Here is a 20,199-nt window from a genome sequence, read left to right as displayed (position 1 = left end):
TTTTGCTTTTCTCCGCGAGGTTCTCACCGGAACCCCGCTGACCCGGCGGCTTGTTTGCCGTTGTTCCGTGTCAGTGGTGGCGCATTATAGGGAGTAATTCTGAAGTGACAAGAGGAAATTCAAAAAAACTTTTCGTTCGCTCGATTTTCCACCATAACGCGAGTTTTACGCGCTATTTGCTCGTCATTTGCGCGATTTCTCGGGCAAATCTGGCCACCTGCGGCCAATCGGTATAAACCACTTCTTTACTAGTGTCCGTTTCCCCGCCGGTCATCTTCATAATTAAGCGAATCATTATTCGATCGTACCAGCGATAGCGCGGATAACGCAGCGCACCGGCAAATACCGCGCAGCTCTGCGGCTGCCACGGCGAGTTAAGGAGAAACTTGCGCGTATAGCTGTTGGTTTGCGGCGTTCGCTTTTCCGGTTTGCGCGCCACCAAGTTTACCGAGAAGAACGCTCCCGGCAACGCCTGCAGAGATGCCAGATGCTTTTTCACGAAGCGGTCCAGCGCTGGATGAAAGTGCCCGTAGCGAATAGAAGCGCCAATCACCACCCGATCGTAATGATGCCACTCAACCGTCTCGGTACGGTTCAGGTTCACAGTATCCGCATCAACCCCCAGCTCTTTGAGTTCAGAGGCTAGATAGGAGGCAATTTCACGGGTCTGCCCATCCCGGGTGGAGAAAAGAATTAAAGTTTTCACGAGCACTCCTGTTAATCGCGCCAGAAAGTGGGAGTAAAGAGCACCAATAAGGTGAACACTTCCAGACGACCAAACAGCATATTAGCAATCAGGATCCATTTCGCGACCGGGTTCATTGTCGCAAAGTTATCAGCAACGACCCCAAGACCAGGCCCCAGGTTGTTCAATGTCGCCACAACTGAAGCAAAGGCAGAAAAGTCATCAACCCCAGTCGCGATTATCGCCAGCATACTAATGATAAAGACCAGCGCATAGGCGGAGAAGAATCCCCACACGGCTTCCAGAATACGTTCCGGCAGCGCGCGGTTACCTAACTTAATGCTATAGACCGCATTCGGGTGCACCAGGCGCTTAAGCTCACGATTCCCCTGCTTAAACAGCAACAGGATACGAATGACCTTTAAACCACCGCCCGTTGACCCGGCGCAGCCGCCGATGAAAGCCGAACAGAGCAGCAGCACCGGCAGGAACAACGGCCAACGCGCAATACTGTCGGTGGTAAACCCAGCGGTCGTCGCCATCGACACCACCTGGAAGAACGCCTGGTTCAGCGTTGTTAACACCGAGCCGTAGACATTATGTAACCACAATACCAGCGTACAGACGATAACCAGGGTTAGCTGAACACCGATAAACATTCTGAATTCCGGATCACGCCAGTAAACCCGTAAACTGCGCCCACTTAATAGCGAAAAGTGCAGGCCATAGTTACAGCCGGAGATTAGGAGGAAGATGGCGATGATGGAGTTAATCATCGGGCTATTAAAGTACCCGACGCTGGCATCGTGAGTTGAGAAGCCGCCGATAGCGATGGTCGCAAAGCTATGGCCAATCGCATCAAACGCCGGCATCCCGGCAAACCATAGCGCTAATGCACAGGCGACGGTCAATAAGACATAAATAAGCCACAGCGTTTTTGCCGTTTCGGCAATACGCGGTCGCATCTTATTGTCTTTCAACGGGCCCGGCATTTCCGCCCGGTAGAGCTGCATCCCGCCGACGCCAAGGATAGGCAAAATCGCCACCGCCAGCACGATGATACCCATACCACCGAACCACTGCAGCATCTGGCGATAGAACAGGATGGCATGAGGCAGTGAGTCAAGCCCCACCAGCGTCGTCGCGCCGGTAGTGGTTAAGCCGGAGAAGGATTCAAAAAAGGCATCCGTCACCGTCAGATTAGGCTGTTCAGCAAAGATAAATGGTAACGCACCGACGCTGCCCAGCACCGTCCAGAACAACACGACTATCAGAAATCCTTCACGGGATTTCAGCTCGCCTTTTTGCTTACGGTTCGGCCACCACAGCATGGAGCCGATCGCCAGGGCAACAAAGAAGGTTTGGGTGAAAGCTCGCCCCGCGCCATCGCGATATATCAGGGCCACTAATCCCGGGACAATCATCGTCCCCGAAAATAAGATGACCAACAGTCCAACGATTCGGGTTATCGCGCGAAAATGCATCTCTGGCGCTTCCTTTGGGTTACAAAAAAATCAGGTGGGGATTATTCGTCAATCTTCAGTAATTGCAATGAACCACGACTAAAATCAGCCAGTTTTGTCGAAAAAGAGGCCACTTCAGCTTGCGGAAGCGCGACGCGCAGTTGCACAGACGCCTGATATTCGCTTTCCACAATAATGCCCGAGAACTGCGCCAGCAACGCTTCTACCCCGGCCAGCTGTCCGTATTCACATTGCAAAGTATATGCGGTTAACGGCGTCTTGCGCTGCGTTTTCAACTGCGCAAGCGCCTGATGGACGCCGCCGCCATAGGCCTTCACCAGGCCGCCGGTACCCAGCAGAATACCACCGTAGTAGCGCACCACCACCGCGGTTATCTCGCCGACGCCGCTGCCCATCAGCTGCGCCAGCATGGGTTTACCTGCCGTTCCCGCCGGTTCGCCATCGTCAGAGAACCCCAGCTGCTGTGAATCATCAGGAGGCCCGGCAACCCACGCCACGCAGTGGTGACGTGCGTCCGGGTGCTCAGCCCTGACCGATTCGACAAACGCTTTTGCCGCCGCCACGCCGTCGGTATGCGCCAACAGCGTGATGAAACGGCTCTTTTTGATCTCTTCAACAACGCTCACCGGCGCGGCCGGCACCAACCAACTTTCCATTACGCCAGTTTCAGGTCGCGCGTCATATTTTCGATGCTGTTTTCGTGAACCACCACGTTATCTTCGATACGAATCCCGCCAAACGGCTTCATGGCTTCAATTTTCTGCCAGTTGAAGTGCTTGCTGAACTGCCCTTCACGCCAAGGCGCCAATAGCGACTCAATAAAGTAGATGCCTGGTTCGATAGTCAACACCATACGCGGCTCGAGAATACGGGTGCAGCGCAGGTAAGGATACTTCGACGGCGCCGCCAGATGCGTACCGGTATCGTCCTGCATGAAACCGGCGACATCATGAACCTGCAGGCCCAGCGGATGACCAATCCCGTGCGGCATAAACGGTCCGGTCAGATCGTTTTCCACCATCGCCTCTTCGCTCATGCCGGTCACTAGCTGGTGTTTACGCAGCAGCTTTGCGATGCGCTGATGGAACTGAATATGGTAATCAACGTAACTGGTGCCGGACTTCATGGTGCTAATCAGCGCCAGTTGCTCGTCGTTAACGTCTTTAATCAGCTGCGCGAAATCGTTGTCGCTGTGGCCTGCCCAGGTACGAGTCAGGTCCGCGGCATAGCCGTTGTACTCTGCGCCCGCATCCAACAGGAAGCTGCGCATCTCGGTTGGCGCACGGTGATCCAGCTTGGTGTAGTGCAATACGGCCGCATGCTCATTCAGCGCCACGATATTGCTGTAAGGGACGTCGGTATCGCGATGACCGGTCGCCGTCAGGTAAGCCTGATTAATATCGAACTCGCTCATCCCCGACTGGAAAGCTTCGTGGGCCGCGCGATGGCCGTTGACCGCCGATTTCTGCGCTTCACGCATACAAGCCAGCTCATAATCGGTTTTGTAAGCGCGATAATAATGCAGATAGTCGATAACGCCTTTCGGGTTGATTTTGTCTGCCGCGATCTCCAGACCTAAAGCACGTTCCGGCACCGGGCCGATATACGCGATGTTGCCACGCGCCGCGGGCAGTTGACCGCCAATACCGTCGGCTTTCGGCAACGCAATGACATCTACTTCCTCAGTCCAGAAAGAGGTCGGCAGCGGCTCAACGTTGTGCCAGTAATCGACCGGCAAATAAAACCACAACTTCGGTTTATTCACGCCATCCACCAGCAGCCAGCAGTTTGGCACCTGGGTCACCGGCACCCACGCCTTAAACTGCGGGTTAACCTTAAACGGATACGGATGATCGTCGAGGAAGACATTGATCAGCTCGCCGGAGTGGATCAGCAGAGCATCCAGCTTGAAGCGGTCTAAAACTTTGCGGGTACGTTCTTGTAGGGTAACGATATGATTTTTATAAAGCGCGGCCAGTGATTCCATCTTTTATCCTTTGCTTTTATTGGATCGTGATTCTCCGCATCTTAGCACATTGGCTCCAGGCCGGGTGATTTCTACCGGATGTGATCCGACCAGCAATTATTTAAAGAGTAATTTGCATTTTCTTAACATAAATTCCACACTCCGAGTCATCTGGTATGACCAGATCATATTGCTGGATTCAGGAGACTGACATGCTCTACAAAGGCGACACCCTGTACCTCGACTGGCTGGAAGATGGCATTGCCGAACTGGTTTTCGACGCCCCCGGCTCGGTTAACAAGCTTGATACTGCAACCGTTGCCAGCCTCGGCCACGCGCTGGACGTACTCGAAAAACAAAAAGATCTCAAAGGGCTGCTGCTGCGCTCTGAAAAAGCGGCCTTTATCGTCGGCGCCGATATCACCGAATTCCTTTCACTATTCCTGGTGCCGGAAGAACAGTTGAGCCAGTGGCTGCACTTTGCCAACAGCGTCTTCAATCGCCTGGAAGATTTACCGGTCCCTACTCTGTCAGCGGTTAACGGCTACGCGCTGGGCGGCGGCTGCGAATGCGTGCTGGCGACCGACTATCGCCTCGCCACGCCGGATCTGCGCATCGGCCTGCCGGAAACCAAGTTGGGCATTATGCCTGGCTTCGGCGGTTCCGTACGTCTGCCGCGCCTGCTCGGCGCCGATAGCGCGCTGGAAATTATTGCCGCCGGTAAAGACGTCGGCGCCGATCAAGCGCTGAAAATTGGCCTCGTTGACGGCATTGTTGCCGCGGAAAAACTGCATGACGGCGCGCTGGCGATTCTGCGCCAGGCGATTAATGGCGACCTGGACTGGAAAGCCAAACGTCAGCCGAAACTGGAGCCGCTGAAGCTCAGCAAAATTGAAGCCGCCATGAGCTTCACTATTGCCAAAGGTATGGTCGCGCAAACCGCCGGAAAACATTACCCGGCGCCGATCACCGCGGTAAAAACCATTGAAGCCGCCGCGCGTCTTGGCCGTGACGACGCGCTGAAGCTGGAAAACCAAAGTTTTGTTCCGTTGGCGCATACCAACGAAGCGCGCGCGCTGGTCGGTATCTTCCTTAACGACCAGTACGTCAAAGCGAAAGCGAAAAAACTCACTAAAGATGTCGAGACGCCGAAGCACGCTGCCGTATTAGGCGCCGGCATTATGGGTGGCGGCATTGCTTACCAGTCAGCCTGGAAAGGCGTGCCGGTGGTGATGAAAGACATTAGCGACAAATCGCTGACCCTTGGCATGACCGAAGCGGCGAAGCTGCTGAATAAACAGCTGGAACGCGGAAAAATCGACGGTCTGAAGCTGGCCGGAGTGATTAGCACCATTCAACCAACGCTGGAATACAGCGGTTTTGACCGCGTGGACGTCGTCGTTGAAGCGGTGGTGGAAAACCCGAAAGTGAAGAAAGCGGTACTGGCGGAAACCGAAGAGAAAGTGCGTCCGGACACCGTGCTGGCTTCCAACACCTCAACGATTCCTATCAGCGAGCTGGCCAGCGTTCTGCAGCGCCCGGAGAATTTCTGCGGTATGCACTTCTTTAACCCGGTACATCGCATGCCGCTGGTTGAAGTGATCCGCGGCGAGAAAACTTCGGACAAGACCATTGCCAAAGTCGTTGCCTGGGCCAGCAAAATGGGCAAAACACCGATCGTGGTGAATGATTGCCCCGGCTTCTTCGTTAACCGTGTACTGTTCCCCTATTTCGCAGGCTTCAGCCAGCTGCTGCGCGACGGCGCGGATTTCCGCAAAGTCGACAAAGTGATGGAAAAACAGTTTGGCTGGCCGATGGGCCCGGCCTATCTGCTGGATGTTGTCGGCATCGATACCGCGCACCATGCTCAGGCGGTAATGGCGGCGGGGTTCCCACAGCGGATGCAGAAAGATTATCGCGATGCTATCGACGCGCTGTTTGACGCCAGCCGTTTCGGCCAGAAGAACGGCCTCGGTTTCTGGCGTTATAAAGAAGACAGTAAAGGTAAGCCGAAGAAAGAAGAAGATGCCGCAGTCGATAGTCTGCTGGCCGAAGTCAGCCAGCCGAAGCGCGATTTCAGCGATGAAGAGATTATCGCCCGTATGATGATCCCGATGGTTAACGAAGTTGTTCGCTGCCTGGAAGAAGGCATTATCGCCAGCCCGGCGGAAGCGGATATGGCGCTGGTATACGGCCTGGGCTTCCCTCCGTTCCACGGCGGCGCATTCCGCTGGCTGGACACCATCGGCAGCGCAAAATATCTCGATATGGCGCAGCAATACCAGCACCTCGGCCCGCTTTATGCCGTGCCGGAGGGTCTGCGTAATAAGGCCCGTCATAACGAAGCGTATTATCCTCCAGTAGAACCAGCCCGTCCGGTTGGCGAACTGAAAACGGCTTAAGGAGTCACAATGGAACAGGTTGTCATTGTCGATGCAATTCGCACCCCGATGGGCCGTTCAAAGGGCGGCGCCTTTCGCAACGTGCGTGCGGAAGACCTCTCCGCACACCTGATGCGAAGCCTGCTCTCGCGTAACCCGTCCCTTGAGGCGAGCGCGATTGACGATATTTACTGGGGCTGCGTGCAACAAACGCTGGAGCAGGGTTTCAACATTGCGCGTAACGCCGCGCTACTGGCGGAAATACCGCACTCGGTACCGGCAACAACGGTTAACCGCCTGTGCGGTTCCTCCATGCAGGCGCTGCACGATGCCGCCCGTATGATCATGACCGGCGACGCCAGCGTCTGCCTGATTGGCGGCGTTGAGCACATGGGCCATGTGCCAATGAGCCACGGTGTTGATTTCCACCCGGGCCTTAGCCGTAACGTGGCGAAAGCCGCCGGTATGATGGGGCTGACCGCGGAAATGCTGGCGCGTTTGCACGGCATTAGCCGTGAAATGCAGGATCAATTCGCCGCACGCTCCCACGCTCGCGCCTGGGCGGCGACGCAATCCGGGGCATTCAAGGCGGAGATTATCCCGACCGGCGGCCACGATGCCGACGGCGTGCTGAAATCCTTTAATTATGACGAAGTCATCCGCCCGGAAACCACCGTAGAAGCGCTGGCGGCGCTGAGACCGGCTTTCGATCCGGTGACCGGCACGGTCACGGCAGGCACCTCTTCCGCGCTTTCCGACGGCGCGGCGGCAATGCTGCTGATGAGCGAAAGCCGCGCCCGCGAGCTGGGACTGAAGCCGCGCGCTCGCGTCCGTTCAATGGCGGTAGTCGGCTGCGATCCGTCCATTATGGGTTATGGCCCGGTTCCGGCCTCAAAGCTGGCGCTGAAAAAAGCGGGATTATCCACCAGCGATATCGACGTCTTTGAAATGAATGAAGCGTTTGCCGCGCAGATCCTGCCGTGTATTAAAGATCTGGGGTTAATGGAGCAGATCGACGAGAAGATCAACCTTAACGGCGGCGCGATCGCGCTCGGCCACCCGTTGGGCTGTTCCGGGGCGCGTATTAGCACCACCTTGATCAATCAGATGGAACGCAAAGACGCGCAGTTCGGTCTGGCGACCATGTGCATCGGTTTAGGTCAGGGGATCGCCACCGTATTCGAGAGGATGTAGGTAAAAAACTCGATGCCATTATTGCCTGCCAGCCAACAGGCAATAATGGATTAGAGGGGGTTTAGTTGCCGTTCTTCCCGCCTGTCAGGGGCGGGTTTTTTATTTCTATCATTCAGTTATTATCTCCACTACTGTATAAATCATTAAGGATAATAACTAGTTATGAAAAAACTCTTACTAATTCTCCCACTGATTGCATTACCAGCTGCAGCTCTCGCCGATGAACAAACTGACGCTCAGGCGTGTCTATCATGGGGGATCAGCAAAATGGCGCCTAACCAGCAATTAAGCCATGTAGATATCACTGATATTAATAGCGAACGCTATGATGAGAAGGTAGGTTCCCAGCATATTGCGACACAACTAACCGCAACGCTGGCAAAAAAAGGCGACACCGTTGGAAACATGCTCTGTTTGCTGGAAAACGAGCGGCCGCTGTACGTTTACTTCAGCGATATGCAGTAAAAAAAGCATCCGGGTCTCGCGCCTGGATGCTTATTAGAAACACGATCAGATAAACGCAAACGCATCGCCAAACAGGCGATCTTCACGCGCGCCGCGCTCATTACAGAACAGGTCGCGGGCAATTTTGGCCATCTCAAAACGACCGGCAATGTAAATATCATGCTCGGCCAGCGTACCGTAATCCTGCAGCACGGCGGTGAGTACCGTACCGGAGCGGCCGCGCCACCCTTCTTCCGGCTGCTCGACCACCGGCTCGATGCGCAGATTCGGATGCTTGATGCTTAACGCTTCCAGCTCGGCCAGATCGTACAGATGCTTAGCCTCGCGGCCGCCCCAATAAATGGCGATATCACGATCCGGGTTACGCGCCAGCGCGGTTAACAGAATAGAACGCACATAAGAGAATCCGGTACCGCCGGCGATCAGAATCAGCGGGCGATCTTCGTCATCGCGCAGCCACGCTTCGCCATGCGGAATATCAACCTCAATTTCACGCTCTTTCAGAATGCGATCCATCACCGCCATCGCATACAGATTGAGTTCAGAAGCACCGATATGCAGCTCGATAAACTCGTGCTCTGACGGCGTGGAAGCCATAGAGAACGGACGCTTGTCGCGCTCATCCATCACTACCATCAGATACTGGCCGGCGCGGAAAGAAAATGCCGCTTCCGGTACTAATCGAACGCGATACACGGTATCGGTAATCGCCTCCACCGAGGTCACTTTACAGCTTAAGGTTGTCATGCGTCCCCTCTGTCGGGTCTATAGAGCAAAACAGCGGCGTTAGCCCCGCTTACTGTTATTTAAAGATGGCCAGTTCATCCCAGATGGCGTCGATACGCGCCGTCACCTCAGGATCTTTTTTGATTGGACGACCCCATTCACGCTGGGTTTCGCCAGGCCATTTATTTGTGGCATCCAGCCCCATTTTTGAACCCAGGCCGGAAACCGGCGAGGCAAAATCCAGATAATCTATTGGCGTATTTTCTACCAGTACCGTATCACGAGCCGGGTCCATACGGGTAGTAATCGCCCAAATCACGTCATTCCAGTCGCGCGCGTTCACGTCATCGTCGCAGACAATCACGAACTTGGTATACATGAACTGGCGCAGGAACGACCAGACGCCCATCATCACGCGCTTGGCATGGCCTGCGTACTGTTTTTTCATGGTGACCACCGCCAGGCGATAGGAACATCCTTCCGGCGGCAGATAGAAGTCGACGATTTCCGGGAACTGCTTTTGCAGAATAGGCACAAAGACTTCGTTAAGCGCCACGCCCAGCACCGCAGGTTCATCCGGCGGACGGCCGGTATAGGTCGAATGATAAATCGCGTCTTCGCGCTGGGTAATATGGGTCACCGTAAATACCGGGAAGCTGTCTACTTCATTGTAGTAGCCGGTATGATCGCCGTATGGCCCTTCCGGCGCCATCTCGCCGGCCTCAATGTAGCCTTCAAGCACGATTTCCGCGCTGGCCGGCACTTCAAGGTCATTGGAAAAGCATTTAACCACTTCGGTCTTGGTGCCGCGCAGCAAGCCTGCGAAAGCGTATTCCGACAGGGTATCGGGCACCGGCGTCACCGCGCCCAGAATGGTCGCCGGATCGGCGCCAAGCGCCACGGATACCGGGAAACGCTCGCCGGGATGCGCCGCGCACCACTCCTGGAAATCGAGCGCGCCGCCGCGGTGGGACAACCAACGCATGATGAGTTTATTTTTGCCGATCAGCTGCTGGCGATAAATACCCAGATTTTGCCTCTCCTTGTGCGGGCCGCGAGTCACCGTCAGCCCCCAGGTAATCAGCGGCGCGGCATCTTCCGGCCAGCAGGTCATAATCGGTATTTTGTTGAGATCGACATCATCGCCCTGGATGATTTTTTGCTGACAAGGCGCGCCGCGCAGGCGTTTGGTCGGCATATTCAACACTTGCTTGAACTGCGGCAGCTTATCAAACAGATCGCGGAAGCCTTTTGGCGGCTCCGGCTCTTTCAGAAAGGCCAATAGCTTCCCGACTTCCCGTAGCGAACTGACGTCTTCCTGGCCCATCCCCAGCGCCACACGACGCGGCGTGCCAAACAAGTTACACAGCACCGGCATCGAGTAGCCTTTCGGGTTTTCAAACAGCAGCGCCGGGCCGCCGGCACGCAGGGTGCGGTCGGCAATTTCGGTAATTTCCAGATGCGGGTCGACCGGCAGGGTTATCCGTTTTAGCTCGCCCTGCTGCTCAAGTAATGTCAGAAAGTCGCGTAGATCGTGGTATTTCATGGAGTTATTATTGACCTCTATACAAGCGGCTGATTATACGATTTTCGCCGCAACGATGCTGTACTTTTGTTAAATAAGCGTAAATGAACAGGCTATTTACGCTTTCGCTTATAATGGTTTTCGCGATTGTTCCAGGCTTTTGTTATGCTTGCAGGTAGTAAAGCGGAAAGAGTCATTATGCAAGCCTGGTACTTACTTTATTGCAAACGTGGGCAGCTTCAGCGCGCCCAGGAACACCTTGAACGTCAGGCAGTCAACTGCCTGATGCCGACGATCGCGCTGGAAAAAATCATCCGTGGTAAACGTACTACGGTCAGCGAGCCCCTGTTCCCAAACTATCTGTTCGTCGAATTCGATCCCGAGATCATTCATACCACCACCATCAGCGCTACCCGAGGGGTGAACAGTTTCGTTCGTTTTGGCGCCCAACCGGCAGTGGTCCCTTCAGAGGTGATTCACCAGCTTTCTATCTATAAACCGGAAGGTATTACCGACCCGGAAACGCCTCATGAAGGCGATAGCGTGTTGATCACCGACGGCGCTTTTGAAGGACTGCAGGCTATCTTCACCGAGCCCGACGGCGAAGCCCGTTCAATGCTGCTCCTCAATCTGTTGAATAAACAGGTCCTGCAAAGCGTTAAAAATACCGACTTCTATAAAATCTGACGGCGCGGTTAAAAGCGCACGCCAAACAGCTTCCTGACGTTCGCATCCGTAACCTCCTCCAACCATTGCGCTTCCTCGCCTCGCCAGCCCGCTACGCTTGCCAGAATATGCGGCAGATAAGCGGGCTCGTTGCGCCGCGAGGAGGGCTTCGGCTTCATGTCCCTCGGTAATAGATATGGCGCGTCGGTCTCCAGCAACAGACGTTCCGCCGGGATTGCCGGCAACAGTTCACGAAGCTCCAGTCCCCGCCGCTCATCGCACACCCAGCCGGTGATACCGATAAATAACCCTTTATCAAGGCACTGAAGCACTTCCTCGCGGCTACCGGTAAAGCAGTGCAACACGGCGCCGGGCAGTTTATTGAGCCACGGATCCAGCAGTGCAAGAAACCGTTCATGGGCGTCACGGCAGTGTAAAAATACCGGCATTGAGAGCTCGGCCGCCAGCGCCAGCTGGGCGCTGAACGCCTTCTCCTGCTCCTGCGGCGTTGAGAAATTGCGGTTGAAATCAAGACCGCATTCGCCAATCGCCGCCACCTGCGGCTGGCGGGCCAGCGCGTGGATTTCTTCAGCCACCGACTCAGTCCAGGTGCTGCTATCGTGCGGATGCACACCCGCGGTAGACCAGCAGTTGGCGTAACGGCCAGCCATCTGCCGCGCCTGCTGGCTTTCATGCAGATTGGTGCCGGTTAGCAGCATCCCATGAACACCCGCCGCCTGCGCGCGCGCAACCACGTCGTCGTGGTCGCGAGAAAACTGCGAGCTGGTCAGATTCACGCCAATATCAAACATCATAGCTCCCATATGACAACCGCCCTGACGGGCGGTTGGCGTTGTTACTCTTCTTTGCTCTCCGCCTCTTCGGCGGCGGCATCTTCGTCACGCGTCAGGCGTTTACCGGTATAGAAACGGGCAAAGAACACCCCGACTTCAAACAGGCAATACATGGGGATGGCCAACAGCGTTTGCGAGAACACATCCGGCGGCGTCAGCAGCATACCGACCACGAAGGCGCCCACCAGCACGTAGGGCCGTTTTTTACGCAAATCCTCCGGCGTCGTGACGCCCATCCAGCAGAGCAGGACGATGGCGACCGGCACTTCAAACGACACGCCAAAAGCCATGAACAGCGCCATGACAAAATCGAGGTAGCTACGGATATCGGTCGAAACTAATACCCCTTCCGGCGCGGCGTGAGTCAGGAAGCCGAATGCCAGCGGGAACACGACGAAATAAGCGAAAGCCATGCCGATATAGAACAGCAGCGTACTGGAAACCAGCAGCGGCATGACCAGCCGACGTTCATGCTTATACAGCGCCGGCGCCACGAATGCCCATACCTGATAAAGAATGACCGGCACTGACAGGATCACCGAAACCATAAAGGTCAGTTTGATCGGCGTGAAGAAAGGAGAAGCTACATCGGTGGCGATCATCGTCGCGCCTACCGGCATTTTGCTGATAAGCGGAGCGGAAACCAGTTGATAGATATCGTTGGCGAAGTAAACCAACGCCAGGAAGATCACCAGGATGGCAATGATGCTGTTGAGCAGGCGCTTACGCAGCTCAATCAGATGTGAAATTAACGGTTGAGTCTCGTCTACGCCCATTTTTTACGCTTTATCACTCGATGCGGGGGAAGAATCTGGCACTGCCGCGGCGGCTTTTTCCTTAACCGCCGGGACTTCAGCCGGCGAAACGGATGGCTCCTCGGCAACGGGCTCCGGCGTATGTGCCGGGGCGCTGACCTGATGTTCCGCCGTTGCCGGTGTGACATCCTGGCGCTGCGCTTCGCTACCTTTGACGACCGGATTATGGATGGTGTTCGCTTCGTCGCTGGCCTTTTCAGGATCGTGGGCGGTATAGGAACGCTTCATGGATTCGGCCGCTTCGCGCAGTTCATCCATCGAGGCTTTGAGCTCCGGAGTCAGATTATCCAGGCTGGCCTTCTCCACCTTCTTCAGGCTCTCCTGAAACTCCTGCAGTTTTAGCTCCTGGGCAAGCTCATTTTGTACGGTGGTCGCCAGCGAGCGCAACGTACGGATCCAGCTGGCCACCGTTTTGACGGCGACGGGTAGTCGCTGTGGCCCCAATACGATGAGGCCAATCACGAACACCAGCAATAGTTCACTAAAACCGATATCGAACACGAATTACACCTGCTCTTTGTCGTGGCGTTTTGTCTCGTCTTTTTTCGCATCATCTTGTTTATCAGCGATAGTTTTCGCTGCAAAATCTGCATCGGCTGAGGATTTATCAGATTTCTCATCATCGCTCATCGCTTTTTTAAAGCCCTTGATCGATGCGCCTAAATCCGAACCCAGCGAGCTCAGCTTCTTCGTCCCGAAAAGCAGAACTACGATGACGACAACAATTAATAACTGCCAAATACTGATACCACCCATACACGTTCCCCTATGACAGATGATGAATGATGAGAGCGCATTATACACGTCATCCGGTGAGACGCCTCTTTGTCAGGCCGCTCACATGACTTCGCGCAAGAATCAATGCGCCAGAATAAACGCGAAACCTGTCAGCGCGTTTTTCGCCAACCAATAAGCCAGGTCACGACGCCGCCGGCCATCAGCCAGCCTGGCATCATGCCCCACTCCGGGCGGTGGATAAATAACAGCGTACCGCTTAAAAGCAAAACGGCGCCTATACCAAACAGATAGCGGGACTGCCCCTGGCGCACGTGACGCACCTGGAAGTCGCGCACGATAGTATCGACGCTGGTCTGCAGCTGTTTGCTCTGCTGCAGGCTTTGGTACACCAGCTCAGGAATTTCCGGCATCCTTTCAATCCAGAACGGCGCTTTTTCTTTAAACGCACGCACCAGCGCGGGAATACCGACCTGATCCTTAATCCACGACTCGAGGAAAGGCTTCGCCGTTTTCCACAAGTCTAACTGAGGATAGAGCTGACGACCTACCCCTTCTACGTAAAGTAATGTCTTCTGAAGCAAAACCAGCTGCGGCTGTACTTCCATATTGAAACGCCGCGCGGTGTTAAACAGATTCAGCAATACGTGGCCGAAGGAGATTTCCGCCAGCGGCTTTTCAAAGATGGGCTCGCACACGGTACGAATCGCAAACTCAAACTCTTCAACGTTGGTATCCGGCGGCACCCAGCCGGAATCGACGTGCAGCTCGGCAACCTTACGATAATCGCGGTTGAAGAAAGCGATAAAGTTTTCTGCCAGATAGCGCTTATCGTCTTTGTTCAGCGAGCCGACGATACCGCAGTCGATACCGATATATTGCGGGTCATGTGGATGATCGTAGCTAACGAAAATATTACCCGGATGCATATCCGCATGGAAAAAGCTGTCGCGGAACACCTGGGTAAAGAAGACCTGCACCCCACGCTCCGCGAGCAACTGCATGTTGGTGCCCTGGGCTTCCAGCGCGGCGACATCGGAAACCGGAATACCGTAGATCCGCTCCATCACCATCATGCCTTCGCTGCAGTAATCGGAATAGACTTCCGGCACGTATAGCATTGGGCTGTCTTCGAAATTGCGTCGTAGCTGAATAGCGTTAGCCGACTCGCGTAACAGGTTCAGCTCGTCCATCAGCGTTTTTTCATACTCGCGGACGACTTCCTGCGGACGCAAACGGCGACCATCCGGCAGCAGACGAGGCACCCAGCGCGCCAGGCGGTAGATTAATTTCATGTCCGCTTTAATTACCGGCAAGATATCCGGGCGGATGACCTTGATGACGACCTCTTTACCGTTGTCTTTCAGGCGCGCGGTATGGACCTGGGCAATGGAGGCGGAAGCGAGCGGCTCAATGGCGAAATCATCGAACCAGGCTTCAATGGGCAAACCGCCCATCGCTTGTTCGATCTGTTGTTTAGCCAGTTTGCCATCGAAAGGCGCGACGCGATCCTGCAGCAGCGCTAGTTGATCGGCGATTTGCGGCGGGAACAGGTCGCGACGGGTGGAAAGCATTTGGCCGAACTTAATCCACACCGGGCCCAGCTCCTGCAACGCCAGGCGTAAGCGTTGACCCAGCGGTTTATCTTTGTGGCGATTCGGCATCCAGAACAACATTCGCCGCCAGATGCGCAGCGGCAACGTGATACGCATTTTGGGAATGAGCTCATCAAGCCCGTAACTCAAAAAGGTGCGGATGATAAAATACAGGCGCCGTAATTCTCCTGGCGTCATTTGCCCTCCAGCGTTTCCAGCCGTTTTTCCAGTGCGGCCAGCGCGCGTTCTATAGCGGCGGACTCTTCAGCAAACCAGGCCATTTCCAACGGCCCCGGCGCCAGTCGCCACTCTTCGGTAATCGCTTCAGCGACGTAGCGCTGCTGGCTTTTCGCGCCCTGCAGCAGGAAGCGCGCGCCGCCGCGAAGCACCTTGCCAACCCCTTCAGCGACGATATCGCCGGTATACGGCGCCAATAGCTCTGCCGGGTCGAACTCCGCCAGATCGCAAAGTGCGACCATGTTCTGCACAACCTGCAGGTCGCCCTGTACTTCCAGATCGCCGCTGCGGATCAGCGCGGTCAGTTGTTGGCGGTTACGCAACTGCGGCAGCACGCTCAGGCGGGTTATCACGGTACAGTCAGCTTCGCCTTCCCACGCGCCGAGCACGTCGATTTGCTGCTCGCTAAAGGCCAGCACGACAGGCGCCGACAGCTCTTTGAGCTCTACGCGCAGCACTTTCCCCAGCAGGCGTTGACGCGCCGGTTTAAGCGCGCGGTCGCGCCAGAGAAAAGTATTAAGAACCGTTTCGATGCCAGCGGTAACCAGTGGTGCGAAAGGCATAGCGTCCCTCCTGTCAGAACTTATAGCCGCGGTGTAGCGCGACAATACCTGCCGTCAGGTTGTAGTAGTCGACGCTTTCAAAACCCGCCTCCTGCATCATGCCTTTCAGGGTGTCCTGATCGGGATGCATGCGGATGGATTCCGCCAGATAGCGATAGCTTTCCGCATCGTTTGCCACCAGTTCGCCGACTTTCGGCAGCACGTGGAAGGAATAAGCGTCGTAGGCTTTGCTCAGTGGTTCGAGAATCGGTTTGGAGAACTCCAGAACCAGCAAACGTCCGCCCGGTTTCAGCACGCGGTACATTGAACGCAGCGCTTTGTCTTTATCGGTAACGTTACGCAGGCCAAAGGAGATGGTGATGCAGTCAAAGGTGTTATCCGCAAACGGCAGCGCTTCAGCGTTGGCCTGAACGTATTCGACGTTACCGACAATACCGATGTTACGCAGTTTTTCGCGGCCCATTTTGAGCATCGAGTCATTGATATCGGCGAGCATTACGCGGCCGGTTTCGCCCACCAGACGGGAAAACTTCGCCGTCAGGTCGCCGGTGCCGCCCGCTAAATCCAGCACGGTTTGCCCGCGACGCACGCCGCTGCAGTCGATGGTGAAGCGCTTCCACAAGCGATGAATCCCGAACGACATTAAGTCGTTCATCACATCATATTTTGCAGCGACAGAATGGAATACATGCGCCACCATGTCCGCCTTCTGCTCTTTGGCTACCGTTTGAAAGCCAAAATGCGTTGTTTCTTGTGAATCCTCAACCATCTCTATGCCCGCTTACTTATCAAGAAAATGTTCAGCGAGTGTAACAGATTCAGGCCATTTCCCATACGTTTCAGCTTGGCCTGACGTGCTCGTTTGCTCTCGCTGCAGGCGCGGAATCGGCGCTAAGCACATCTTCCTGCGGTGAATTTTCATCTTCCTCAAGGCGGTATTCGTCATCCTGCGCCGTGGCCTGCTCGACTAAATCAGGATTAATCCCGCGCTTAACCTCGACTCCCAGGCCACGGAATGACTCGGCCTGAACCAGCAGGTTGCCGCGCCCCGAGGCGAGCTTTTTCATCGCCTGGCGATAGTTATCCTGGGCTTTATCAAGGCTTTGACCAATAGCCGACATATCGTCGACAAACAGTCGCATCTTGTCATACAGGCGCCCGGCGCGCTCGGCGATTTTCTGCGCATTACGGCTTTGATGCTCATAGCGCCACAAGTTGGCGATGGTGCGCAACGCCACCAGCAGGGTTGTCGGGCTAACCAGCATAATATTGTTCTTCAGCGCCTCGCTGATAAGCTCAGGTTGACGGTCGATGGCCAGCAGGAACGCTGGCTCAACGGGGATGAACATCAGCACATAATCGAGCGAACGTAACCCTGGCAGTTGTTGGTAATCTTTACGCCCCAGCAGGCGAATGTGATTACGCACCGAGGCAATATGCTCCTGCAGCGCCGCTTCGCGGGTGTAATCATCCTCAGCGTTGAAATAACGCTCATAGGCGACAAGGGTCATTTTGGCGTCGATAACCACGTCTTTGCCCTGCGGCAGACGCACGATAACATCCGGCTGCATCCGCGATCGGTTATCGGTTTCGATGCTCACCTGAGTTTGATACTCATAGCCTTCGCGCAGGCCGGAGGCCTCCAGCACGCGGGTTAGCACCACTTCTCCCCAGTTGCCCTGGGTTTTGTTATCGCCTTTCAGCGCTTTCGTCAGGTTCAATGCCTCTTGCGCCATCTGTGCGTTCAGCTGTTGCAGGTTGCGGATTTCGTGCGCCAGCGTGTGGCGCTCACGCGCCTCCTGGCCGAAGCTATCCTGCACCTGGCGACGGAAGCCGTCGAGCTGTTCACGCAACGGCGTCAGCAGGCCATGCAGGCTCTGGCGATTTTGTTCATCAACCCGGCGGTTGCTGTGTTCGAATATGCGGTTCGCCAGATTTTCAAACTGCTCGCTCAGGCGCTGCTCGCTGTTGACCATCTGGCGGATTTTATCTTCGGCATGCAGCTGTGTAGATTCCAGACGGGTGGTCACTTCACGCAGGTCGGCCTCCAGCGAGGTGTTGATATCACGTAGGCTGCGCAGCTCGTTGTTGAGAAGTTCGCACTCATCGCGCCAGTGCGATTCCTGCACCAGCTGCTGACGTGCGGCGCTAAGTTCGATATCCAGCTCGCGGCGCTCTTCAATGAGATCGGCACGGATTTGATCGGCACGGGCTTTTGTCGCCAGCCAGCCAACGATTAATCCTGCCGCCAGCGCCACCACGGCGCTTATCACAATAGAGATATCCACAACGCCTCCCCGGCAACCACTTACGACACAAAAATAGAATTGTGCTGTACAAACGTCCAGTTGAAAAGGATTTTCCTGCGAGGCGCTACGCAAAAAAGAAGGGCCGGAAGATCCGGCCCTGTTAGAAAGAGAGAAGAACTACAGCAGACGGCGCGCCGCTTCCACAACGATTTTTACCGCGTGGCTTTCGGTTTGCTTCATGGTTTCGGCGTTAGGGATCTCTTGCTGGGTACGGTTGACGATAACCCCTGCCACCATCCCTGCGCGCAGGCCCTGGCTGGCGCACATGGTCAGCAGCGTAGCGGATTCCATTTCATAGTTCATGACGCCCATTGCCTGCCACTCTTCCATCGAGCCTTTGAAACGGCTCACGACGCGGCCGGAGAAGGTGTCGTAACGCTCCTGGCCTGGATAGAAGGTATCAGAGGAAGCAGTCACGCCGATATGCGTAGTCGCGCCGATTGATTTCGCCGCTTCCACCAGCGCGGTGGTACAGGCGAAGTCAGCAACGGCCGGGAACTCCATCGGCGCAAAGTGCAGGCTGGCGCCGTCCAGACGGACAGAACCGGTCGTCACCAGTACATCGCCAACATTGATATGCGGCTGAATCGCGCCGGTGGTGCCGATACGCAGGAAGGTACGAACTCCCAGCTGCGCCAGCTCTTCCACGGCGATAGAGGTCGACGGGCCGCCGATACCGGTGGAGCAAACAATCACCGGTTTGCCGTCCAGCTCAGCGCGCCAGGAGGTAAATTCACGATGTGATGCCAGCTTAACCGGCTTATCCATCAGCGCGGCGATCTTTTCCACACGCTCCGGATCGCCAGGGACGATAGCCAGCGTAGCCCCTTGTAAATCGTTCTTAGTGAGGCCGAGATGAAAAACATCAGACTTGGACATAAAAAACTCCTCTGTGGGTCGAAGTATCAGCAGAAGCAAAAGGGTACTTTACAGAAGCCACTCGCTTATTTTTGTGATGATGGTCACCATGCATAACAATGATTGCATTTGTTTTTCAACGAATAGTGATTCACATCACATTAACAAGTTATATTCGCGGTCACAGAACAAAAGATAGCCGCTTTCAGGCACTGTGCTTTATTAACGTTCAGTCTAAGAGTCTATATTTATCGATGCGCTAATAAATAAGGGTACGGAGAATACCATGACCACAACCAAGCAACCCGGATTCGCACCTGCAGCCTCGCCGCACGCCTCTACCGCCGTCCATACGTCGGATGAGCATATTGTCGCCGGAGAAACCTCGATCCCATCGCAGGGCGAGAATATGCCGGCCTATCACGCCCGCCCAAAAAACGCCGACGGCCCGCTGCCGATCGTTATCGTGGTGCAGGAAATTTTCGGCGTACATGAGCATATTCGCGATCTGTGCCGCCGCCTGGCGCAGGAAGGCTATTTGGCGATTGCGCCAGAACTTTACTTCCGCCAGGGCGATCCGAATGAGTACAACGATATCCCTACCCTGTTCAAAGAACTGGTCACTAAGGTGCCTGACGCGCAGGTGCTGGCGGATCTCGACCACGTCGCCAGTTGGGCGGCACGCCACGGCGGCGATGCCCATCGTCTGCTGATCACCGGTTTCTGCTGGGGCGGTCGCATCACCTGGCTGTATGCCGCGCATAACCCGCAGTTGAAGGCAGGCGTCGCCTGGTATGGCAAACTGGTGGGAGAAAAATCGCTGAATTCGCCAAAACACCCGGTGGATATCGCCGTCGACCTCAACGCGCCGGTACTTGGCCTGTACGGCGCTAAAGACGCCAGCATTCCGCAGGATACCGTCGAGACCATGCGCCAGGCGCTGCGGGCGGCGAATGCGAACGCCGAGATCGTGGTCTATCCCGAGGCCGATCACGCTTTTAACGCCGACTATCGCGCCAGCTATCACGAAGAGTCAGCCAAAGACGGCTGGCAGCGAATGCTGGCCTGGTTTGCTCAATATGGCGGTAAAAAAGGGTAACTCGCCTGATACATGAAAAGAGGAGGCCGTGGCCTCCTCTGT

20 protein-coding genes are annotated in these 20,199 nt (G+C 55.4%); 5 read left to right on the top strand and 15 right to left on the bottom strand.

Translation table 11 applies throughout. The features are described 5' to 3' along the window. Positions 1-172: 172 nt before the first annotated feature. The 4 genes from hemG to pepQ are packed head-to-tail and all read right to left on the bottom strand — an operon-like array spanning position 173 to position 4,156. Positions 173-706, bottom strand: coding sequence for a menaquinone-dependent protoporphyrinogen IX dehydrogenase (gene hemG / locus PGR29_RS24215; protein WP_087858686.1), 534 nt, complete (start codon positions 704-706; stop codon positions 173-175). An 11-nt stretch (positions 707-717) separates the two neighbouring features. After that, positions 718-2,169 carry a Trk system potassium transporter TrkH gene (gene trkH, locus PGR29_RS24210; protein ID WP_045378745.1) on the bottom strand — a complete coding sequence of 484 codons (1,452 nt, stop codon included), beginning with the start codon at positions 2,167-2,169 and terminating at the stop codon, positions 718-720. Between the two features lie 41 nt (positions 2,170-2,210). Beyond that, positions 2,211-2,825, bottom strand: coding sequence for an IMPACT family protein (locus PGR29_RS24205; RefSeq protein ID WP_015704001.1), 615 nt, complete (start codon positions 2,823-2,825; stop codon positions 2,211-2,213). Next, the gene (gene pepQ / locus PGR29_RS24200) at positions 2,825-4,156 is read right to left on the bottom strand and encodes a Xaa-Pro dipeptidase (RefSeq protein ID WP_213317870.1); all 1,332 of its coding nucleotides are present in this window, start codon (positions 4,154-4,156) and stop codon (positions 2,825-2,827) included. The genes PGR29_RS24205 and pepQ overlap by 1 nt, the downstream gene beginning before the upstream one ends. Positions 4,157-4,347: 191 nt before the next feature. Between pepQ and fadB the strand changes: the two genes are divergently transcribed. The 3 genes from fadB to PGR29_RS24185 all read left to right on the top strand — a co-directional run bounded on the left by fadB (position 4,348) and on the right by PGR29_RS24185 (position 8,175). After that, positions 4,348-6,537: a fatty acid oxidation complex subunit alpha FadB gene (gene fadB / locus PGR29_RS24195; protein ID WP_316425505.1), complete on the top strand. Its 2,190-nt coding sequence runs from the start codon at positions 4,348-4,350 to the stop codon at positions 6,535-6,537. A 9-nt stretch (positions 6,538-6,546) separates the two neighbouring features. Then, positions 6,547-7,710, top strand: a complete 1,164-nt coding sequence (fadA, locus tag PGR29_RS24190; RefSeq protein ID WP_015703998.1) for an acetyl-CoA C-acyltransferase FadA — start codon at positions 6,547-6,549, stop codon at positions 7,708-7,710. Between the two features lie 162 nt (positions 7,711-7,872). After that, positions 7,873-8,175: a hypothetical protein gene (locus PGR29_RS24185; protein ID WP_087858688.1), complete on the top strand. Its 303-nt coding sequence runs from the start codon at positions 7,873-7,875 to the stop codon at positions 8,173-8,175. A gap of 45 nt (positions 8,176-8,220) precedes the next feature. On the opposite strand, the gene fre is transcribed toward PGR29_RS24185, so the two are convergent. Beyond that, on the bottom strand, positions 8,221-8,922 hold the full coding sequence (gene fre / locus PGR29_RS24180; RefSeq protein WP_008807928.1) for an NAD(P)H-flavin reductase: 702 nt from the start codon (positions 8,920-8,922) through the stop codon (positions 8,221-8,223). Between the two features lie 55 nt (positions 8,923-8,977). Beyond that, the gene (gene ubiD, locus PGR29_RS24175; RefSeq protein ID WP_316425504.1) at positions 8,978-10,447 is read right to left on the bottom strand and encodes a 4-hydroxy-3-polyprenylbenzoate decarboxylase; all 1,470 of its coding nucleotides are present in this window, start codon (positions 10,445-10,447) and stop codon (positions 8,978-8,980) included. Between the two features lie 177 nt (positions 10,448-10,624). On the opposite strand from ubiD, the gene rfaH reads away from it, so the two are divergent. After that, positions 10,625-11,113: a transcription/translation regulatory transformer protein RfaH gene (gene rfaH / locus PGR29_RS24170; protein ID WP_015703997.1), complete on the top strand. Its 489-nt coding sequence runs from the start codon at positions 10,625-10,627 to the stop codon at positions 11,111-11,113. Between the two features lie 8 nt (positions 11,114-11,121). On the opposite strand, the gene tatD is transcribed toward rfaH, so the two are convergent. The 9 genes from tatD to udp all read right to left on the bottom strand — a co-directional run bounded on the left by tatD (position 11,122) and on the right by udp (position 19,079). Further along, positions 11,122-11,916, bottom strand: coding sequence for a 3'-5' ssDNA/RNA exonuclease TatD (gene tatD, locus PGR29_RS24165; RefSeq protein ID WP_183269038.1), 795 nt, complete (start codon positions 11,914-11,916; stop codon positions 11,122-11,124). A 32-nt stretch (positions 11,917-11,948) separates the two neighbouring features. Next, entirely contained in the window at positions 11,949-12,722 is a 774-nt protein-coding gene (tatC, locus tag PGR29_RS24160) for a Sec-independent protein translocase subunit TatC (RefSeq protein WP_015368842.1), read from the bottom strand. 3 nt (positions 12,723-12,725) lie between these two features. Then, positions 12,726-13,262: a Sec-independent protein translocase protein TatB gene (tatB, locus tag PGR29_RS24155; RefSeq protein WP_087858690.1), complete on the bottom strand. Its 537-nt coding sequence runs from the start codon at positions 13,260-13,262 to the stop codon at positions 12,726-12,728. A 3-nt stretch (positions 13,263-13,265) separates the two neighbouring features. Next, a complete protein-coding gene (tatA, locus tag PGR29_RS24150; protein WP_015368844.1) occupies positions 13,266-13,517 on the bottom strand; it encodes a Sec-independent protein translocase subunit TatA in 252 nt (83 codons plus the stop codon). 131 nt (positions 13,518-13,648) lie between these two features. Continuing rightward, positions 13,649-15,289: a ubiquinone biosynthesis regulatory protein kinase UbiB gene (gene ubiB, locus PGR29_RS24145; RefSeq protein WP_015368845.1), complete on the bottom strand. Its 1,641-nt coding sequence runs from the start codon at positions 15,287-15,289 to the stop codon at positions 13,649-13,651. Continuing rightward, positions 15,286-15,891, bottom strand: a complete 606-nt coding sequence (gene ubiJ, locus PGR29_RS24140) for a ubiquinone biosynthesis protein UbiJ (protein ID WP_047466613.1) — start codon at positions 15,889-15,891, stop codon at positions 15,286-15,288. The genes ubiB and ubiJ overlap by 4 nt, the downstream gene beginning before the upstream one ends. A gap of 13 nt (positions 15,892-15,904) precedes the next feature. Further along, a complete protein-coding gene (gene ubiE, locus PGR29_RS24135) occupies positions 15,905-16,660 on the bottom strand; it encodes a bifunctional demethylmenaquinone methyltransferase/2-methoxy-6-polyprenyl-1,4-benzoquinol methylase UbiE (RefSeq protein ID WP_015368847.1) in 756 nt (251 codons plus the stop codon). A 70-nt stretch (positions 16,661-16,730) separates the two neighbouring features. After that, entirely contained in the window at positions 16,731-18,179 is a 1,449-nt protein-coding gene (rmuC, locus tag PGR29_RS24130) for a DNA recombination protein RmuC (RefSeq protein WP_087858691.1), read from the bottom strand. A 138-nt stretch (positions 18,180-18,317) separates the two neighbouring features. After that, on the bottom strand, positions 18,318-19,079 hold the full coding sequence (gene udp, locus PGR29_RS24125; RefSeq protein WP_004181652.1) for a uridine phosphorylase: 762 nt from the start codon (positions 19,077-19,079) through the stop codon (positions 18,318-18,320). Positions 19,080-19,344: 265 nt separating this feature from the next. Here udp and PGR29_RS24120 point away from each other — a divergent pair, with 265 nt between their 5' ends. Further along, positions 19,345-20,157, top strand: a complete 813-nt coding sequence (locus PGR29_RS24120; RefSeq protein WP_063414943.1) for a dienelactone hydrolase family protein — start codon at positions 19,345-19,347, stop codon at positions 20,155-20,157. Positions 20,158-20,199 lie beyond the last annotated feature (42 nt).

Source organism: Klebsiella sp. 141203, from assembly GCF_032601985.1.
GTDB lineage: Bacteria > Pseudomonadota > Gammaproteobacteria > Enterobacterales > Enterobacteriaceae > Klebsiella > Klebsiella aerogenes.
The sequence above is the reverse complement of the archived record's forward strand: the minus strand, read 5'-3'. Positions and strand labels throughout refer to the sequence as shown.